Annotated in this window: 4 protein-coding genes; 2 read left to right on the forward strand and 2 right to left on the reverse strand. The window is 70.7% G+C overall.

Annotated elements, in window-relative coordinates; genetic code table 11:
• Nucleotides 1-190 precede the first annotated feature (190 nt).
• Complete coding sequence (locus tag IEZ05_RS15785) at nucleotides 191-2158, forward strand: acetoacetate--CoA ligase (RefSeq protein ID WP_189230720.1); 1968 nt, start codon at nucleotides 191-193, stop codon at nucleotides 2156-2158.
• Nucleotides 2159-2281: 123 nt separating this feature from the next.
• Entirely contained in the window at nucleotides 2282-3172 is an 891-nt protein-coding gene (locus tag IEZ05_RS15790; RefSeq protein WP_189230721.1) for a hypothetical protein, read from the forward strand.
• A 68-nt stretch (nucleotides 3173-3240) separates the two neighbouring features.
• On the opposite strand, the gene ptsP is transcribed toward IEZ05_RS15790, so the two are convergent.
• On the reverse strand, nucleotides 3241-4911 hold the full coding sequence (gene ptsP, locus IEZ05_RS15795; RefSeq protein ID WP_189230722.1) for a phosphoenolpyruvate--protein phosphotransferase: 1671 nt from the start codon (nucleotides 4909-4911) through the stop codon (nucleotides 3241-3243).
• Nucleotides 4912-4988: 77 nt separating this feature from the next.
• Nucleotides 4989-5438, reverse strand: a complete 450-nt coding sequence (locus IEZ05_RS15800; RefSeq protein WP_161163384.1) for a PTS sugar transporter subunit IIA — start codon at nucleotides 5436-5438, stop codon at nucleotides 4989-4991.
• Between the last annotated feature and the right edge of the window lie 575 nt (nucleotides 5439-6013).

The raw sequence follows: 6013 nt of genomic DNA on the forward strand, positions 1-6013 counted from the left end.
CCCTCCGCGCGGGCCGCGTTCAACTGCCGTTCACCCGTGACAGGACCACATCTTCACGACACCGACTATGTGGGGCGCACCCTGGTGCGGGAGTCGATCACATGGCATCGTCCGTGTCAGCCGCGTCACGCGCACACCCCAGCCCGTGCGCGGAGGACGCACACGACGCGCACAGTCCGGGAGCCGCCCCATGTCGACCACGAACCTCCAGCCGCTCTGGCAGCCCGATCCGCAGCGCATCGCGCAGGCACGGATCACCAGGTTCCAGACCTGGGCAGCCGAACACCACGGCGCCCCCGCCGAGGGCGGATACGCCGCCCTGCACCGCTGGTCCGTCGACGAGCTGGACACCTTCTGGAAAGCCGTCGCGGAGTGGTTCGACGTACGCTTCTCGACCCCCTACGCGCGCGTACTCGGCGACCGCTCGATGCCCGGCGCCCAGTGGTTCCCCGGCGCCACCCTGAACTACGCCGAGCACGCCCTGCGCGCCGCGGCCACCCGCGCGGACGAACCGGCCCTCCTGTACGTCGACGAGACCCACGAGACAACCCCCGTCACCTGGTCGCAGCTGCGCCGCCAGGTCGGCTCCCTCGCCGCCGAACTGCGCGCCCTCGGCGTCCGCCCCGGCGACCGCGTCAGCGGCTACCTCCCGAACATCCCCCAGGCCGTCACCGCACTCCTCGCCACCGCCGCCGTCGGCGCCGTCTGGACCTCCTGCGCCCCCGACTTCGGCGCCCGCAGCGTCCTGGACCGCTTCCAGCAGGTCGAACCGGTCGTCCTGTTCACCGTCGACGGCTATCGCTACGGCGGCAAGGAACACGACCGCCGCGACACCGTCGCCGAACTGCGCCGCGAACTGCCCACGCTGCGCGCCGTGGTCCACATCCCGCTGCTCGGCACCGACACCCCCGAGGGCGCACTCGCCTGGGACGCCCTCACGGCCGCGGACACGGACCCCGTCTTCGAGCAGGTCCCCTTCGACCACCCCCTGTGGGTGCTCTACTCCTCCGGCACCACCGGCCTGCCCAAGGCCATCGTCCAGTCCCAGGGCGGCATCCTCGTCGAGCACCTCAAGCAGCTCGGCCTGCACTGCGACCTCGGCCCCGAGGACCGCTTCTTCTGGTACACGTCGACCGGCTGGATGATGTGGAACTTCCTCGTCTCCGGCCTGCTCACCGGCACCACGATCGTCCTCTACGACGGCAGCCCCGGCTTCCCCGGCACGGACGCCCAGTGGCGCATCGCGGAGCGCACCGGCGCCACCCTCTTCGGCACCTCCGCCGCCTACGTCATGGCCTGCCGCAAGGCGGACGTCCACCCGGGCCGCGACCTGGACCTCTCCAGGATCGAGTGCGTCGCCACCACCGGCTCCCCGCTCCCGCCCGACGGCTTCCGCTGGCTGCACGACGAGGTGCGCGAGGACCTGTGGATCGCCTCCGTGAGCGGCGGCACCGACGTGTGCTCCTGCTTCGCGGGCGCCGTCCCCACCCTCCCCGTGCACATCGGCGAGCTCCAGGCCCCCGGCCTGGGCACCGACCTCCAGTCCTGGGACCCGCACGGCGAACCCCTCACCGACGAGGTCGGCGAGCTCGTCGTCACCAACCCCATGCCCTCGATGCCGGTCCGCTTCTGGAACGACCCCGACGGCAGCCGCTACCACGACAGCTACTTCGACACCTACCCCGGCGTCTGGCGGCACGGCGACTGGATCACCCTCACCTCACGCGGCTCCGTCGTCATCCACGGCCGCTCCGACTCCACCCTCAACCGGCAGGGCGTCCGCATGGGCTCGGCGGACATCTACGAGGCCGTCGAGCGCCTCCCCGAGATCAGGGAGTCCCTCGTCATCGGCGTCGAGCAGCCCGACGGCGGCTACTGGATGCCCCTCTTCGTCCACCTGGTCCCCGGCGCCGCCCTCGACGACGCCCTGCGGACGCGGATCAAGCAGACCATCCGCGAACAGCTCTCACCGCGTCACGTCCCGGACGAGATCATCGAGGTGCCGGGCGTCCCGCACACCCTCACCGGCAAACGCATCGAGGTCCCCGTCAAGCGGCTCCTCCAGGGCACCCCGCTGGAGAAGGCCGTCAACCCCGGCTCCATCGACAACCTCGACCTGCTCCACTTCTACGAAGACCTCGCCCGCAAACGCGCCTGACCAGGCCCCCGGCAAGCCGGCCGCCCGCACGACGGCGGCCGGCCCGCGCCCACGCCGACCCCCGTTGTCAGTGCCGCCGGTTACGGTGAGTGAGCATTGATCGACTGCGCACAGGGGGAAGACATGGCGCACACCGACCAGACGATGCGACGCGTCCTGCGCCGCGAAATCGCCGGCACCATCGGACTGCTCACCGACGAGCACGACTTCCGCGCCATGCGGCGCTACCGCAGCTTCACCTTCGACGACCACGCCGCCTACCTCAGGCAGGTGGAAGCCCTGCTCAGGACACGAGCCTCCCAGGGCACCCACACCACGATCGCCCTCTTCGACCCCGAGGACTACGCCGAGTTCTGCTCGACGGCCGGCCTCGACCCCGACCTCCCCGCCACCCGCACCCGGTTCACCGCCGAGCTCGCCGCCCACGGCCCCACCGTCCCCTACGACGGACAGCCCCTCGCCGACCTCGTCCCCACCCTCGTAGACGAAGCCGTCCGTCAGGCCACCTGGGAGTACGCCTCCACCCTGCTGGCCCGCCTCGGCACCTGCGCCACCTGCGGCGAGGACCTCGGCCGCGCCGCGTTCACCCGCGCCTCACGCCTGCTCGCGCGCATCCTCGAAACCGCCCCGGCGGGCCACCGGCACCTGGTCTGCAGCGTCTCCACCACACCGGAAGCCCTCACCTCCGTCCTGCACGCCGACGACGACACCGACGGCGCCGTACAGCTGGACGAAGCCGACGCCCTGGAATTCACCGCCGTCCTGGCCCTCGGCCTCGCGACCCACACCGCCGGCGGCCTGGTCATGCGGACCAGCGCCCCCGGCAACCCGGACCGCATCTACGGCTGGCGCCTGCGCGGATACGGCCTCACCCCCCTCACCGCCGGCGAGGTCTTCGACGCCTACTGCACCGACGTCGAGTCCGGCGACCTCATCTCCCCGGAATCCAACGTCGACTACGGCACACCCCCCGATCTGGGGGAGGACATCCCCGCGCCGGGGCACCACCACTGAACGCGAGGGGCGCCCCACCCGAAGGTGGAGCGCCCCTCACCACAGTGACGGTAACGGCCTCGCCGGGCCTACTCGCCGGACAGCACCGCCTGAGCCGCGTTGCGCGCCTCCTCGGCACTGTCCGCCGCGCGAGCGGCCGCCGCGGCCCGCTCGCACTGCGCCAGCGTGAACTTCGCCAGCGTCGCCCGCACATAGGGGAGCGACGCCGCACCCATGGACAGAGAGGTGACGCCCAGACCGGTCAGCACACACGCGAGCAGCGGATCCGACGCGGCCTCACCGCAGACACCGCAGCTCTTGCCCTCGGCCTTCGCCGCCTCGGCGGCCAGCGCGACCAGGTCGAGCAGCGCGGGCTGCCACGGATCCTGCAGCCGCGACACCGCGCCCACCTGACGGTCGGCGGCGAACGTGTACTGCGCGAGGTCGTTCGTCCCCAGCGACAGGAACTCGACCTCCTGAAGGATCGAGCGCGCCCGCAGCGCGGCCGAGGGGATCTCCACCATCGCACCGAACTTCGCCCGCAGCCCGGCCTCACGGCACGCGTCCGCGAAGGCCTTGGCGTCCACACGGTCCGCGACCATCGGGGCCATGACCTCGAGGTGGACCGGCAGCCCCTCCGCGGCCTTCGCCAGCGCCGTCAGCTGCGTACGCAGCACCTCCGGGTGGTCGAGCAGCGTCCGCAGACCCCGCACGCCCAGCGCCGGGTTCGGCTCGTCGGCCGGGGTGAGGAAGTCCAGCGGCTTGTCCGCGCCCGCGTCCAGCACCCGCACGACGACCCGGCCTTCCGGGAACGCCTCCAGCACCTGCCGGTAAGCGGTGATCTGCTTCTCCTCGGACGGCGCGTTCTTGCTGTCGTCGAGGAAGAGGAACTCCGTACGGAACAGACCGACGCCCTCCGCACCCGCCTCCACCGCGGCGGGCACATCGGCGGGACCACCGACGTTGGCCAGCAGCGGCACCTGGTGACCGTCGGACGTCGCGCCCGGCCCGGTCGAGGCGGCCAGCGCGGCCTTGCGCTCGGCGGCCTCCGCCTCCATCTGCGCCTTCTTCTCCGCGCTGGGGTTCACGAAGATCTCGCCGGTGCTGCCGTCCACCGCGATCACGGTGCCCTCCGGAAGCTCACCGGCACCCGGCAGCGCCACCACGGCCGGCACGCCCAGCGCCCGCGCCAGAATCGCGCTGTGGCTGGTCGGCCCGCCCTCCTCGGTGACGAAACCGAGCACCAGCGTCGGGTCGAGCAGCGCCGTATCGGCCGGCGCCAGGTCACGCGCGATGAGCACGTACGGCTCGTCACTGTCCGGCACACCCGGCATCGGCACCCCGAGCAGACGGGCGACGATACGGTTCCGCACGTCGTCGAGGTCCGCGACCCGGCCGGCCAGGTACTCACCGGCACCGGCCAGCAGGGCACGGTACGCCGCGAAGGCGTCGTACACCGCGCGCTCGGCCGTGCTGCCGACGGCGATCCGCCGCTCCACGTCCGCCATCAGCTCGGGGTCCTGGGCCATCATGGCCTGCGCCTCGAGCACCGCCTGGGCTTCGCCCCCCGCCAGATTGCCGCGCGCCATCAGGTCGGCCGCCACAGCCTCCACAGCCTTGCGGGCGCGCCCCTGCTCGCGCTCCGCGTCCTCCGCCGGGATCTGCTTGGCCGGCGGTTCGAGCACCGCCGTCCCCATGTGCCGAACCTCGCCGATCGCCACACCGTGGCTCACACCGACGCCTCGCAGCGTTGTCTCCATCTCACCCGTCCCGATAATGCGGCGGGTCCCGCCGCCGCGGTGGTTGTCCTACCAGCCGTCCTACGACGGCGTTGCCGTCACTTCCAGAGGAAGAGACTCTCGCCGGCCTTCACTTCGCCGTCCTCACGGAGATCGACGAGCGCCTCGGCCGTCGCCTCGAGGGCCACGATCGGACAGACCGGCGACTTGCCCGCGGCCTCGACGGCCGCCGGGTCCCAGCGCACCACGGCCTGGCCGCGTACGACGGTGTCGCCCTTGTTCACCAGCAGCTCGAAGCCCTCGCCGTTCAGCTGCACGGTGTCGATGCCGAGATGGGTCAGCACACCGTGACCACTGTCGTCGACCACGACGAACGCGTGCGGGTGCAGAGAGACGATGACCCCGTCCACGGGAGAGACGGCCTCGGACGGCTCCCGAACGGGGTCGATGGCGGTGCCCGGGCCGACCATGGCCCCGGAGAAGACCGGATCCGGCACGGCGGCCAGTCCGATGGCGCGTCCTGCAAGCGGGGACGAGACGGTGGTCATGGGAAGCCTCCCAGTGATGGAGATCTGTACGGGCCGTCACTGCCTGTCCCGGACGGCACACTGAGCAGCAGGGTATGTCATAGGAAGTACCGGTTCCGCACGAGTGTTCCGAATAGAGGTCTAGACCACAGTCCCCAGTGATTTGCACCCGTTCCGCAGGCCCGTGTACAGTCGTAACTCCTGCTGAGGACGAGCGGCGCCGTGTCGGCGTGCTTGTCGGGCAGGCACCCAACTCTTCAGATCCTATCTTCGGATCGCCATCTGCGTGCTCGCAGGACGGTGGTCAGAGGGGCCGGAAAAGCCTGATAGTGTTGGAAACACCGAAGGGAAGCGCCCGGAGGAAAGCCCGAGAGGGTGAGTACAAAGGAAGCGTCCGTTCCTTGAGAACTCAACAGCGTGCCAAAAGTCAACGCCAGATATGTTGATACCCCGTCTCCGGCCATTCGGCCGGGACGAGGTTCCTTTGAAATAACACAGCGAGGACGCTGTGAACGGTCGGATCATTCCTCCGACCGTTCCGCTCTCGTGTGTGTCGACCGGATTACCGGTAAACATTCACGGAGAGTTTGATCCTG

This window comes from Streptomyces flaveolus (assembly GCF_014648815.1).
GTDB lineage: Bacteria > Actinomycetota > Actinomycetes > Streptomycetales > Streptomycetaceae > Streptomyces > Streptomyces flaveolus.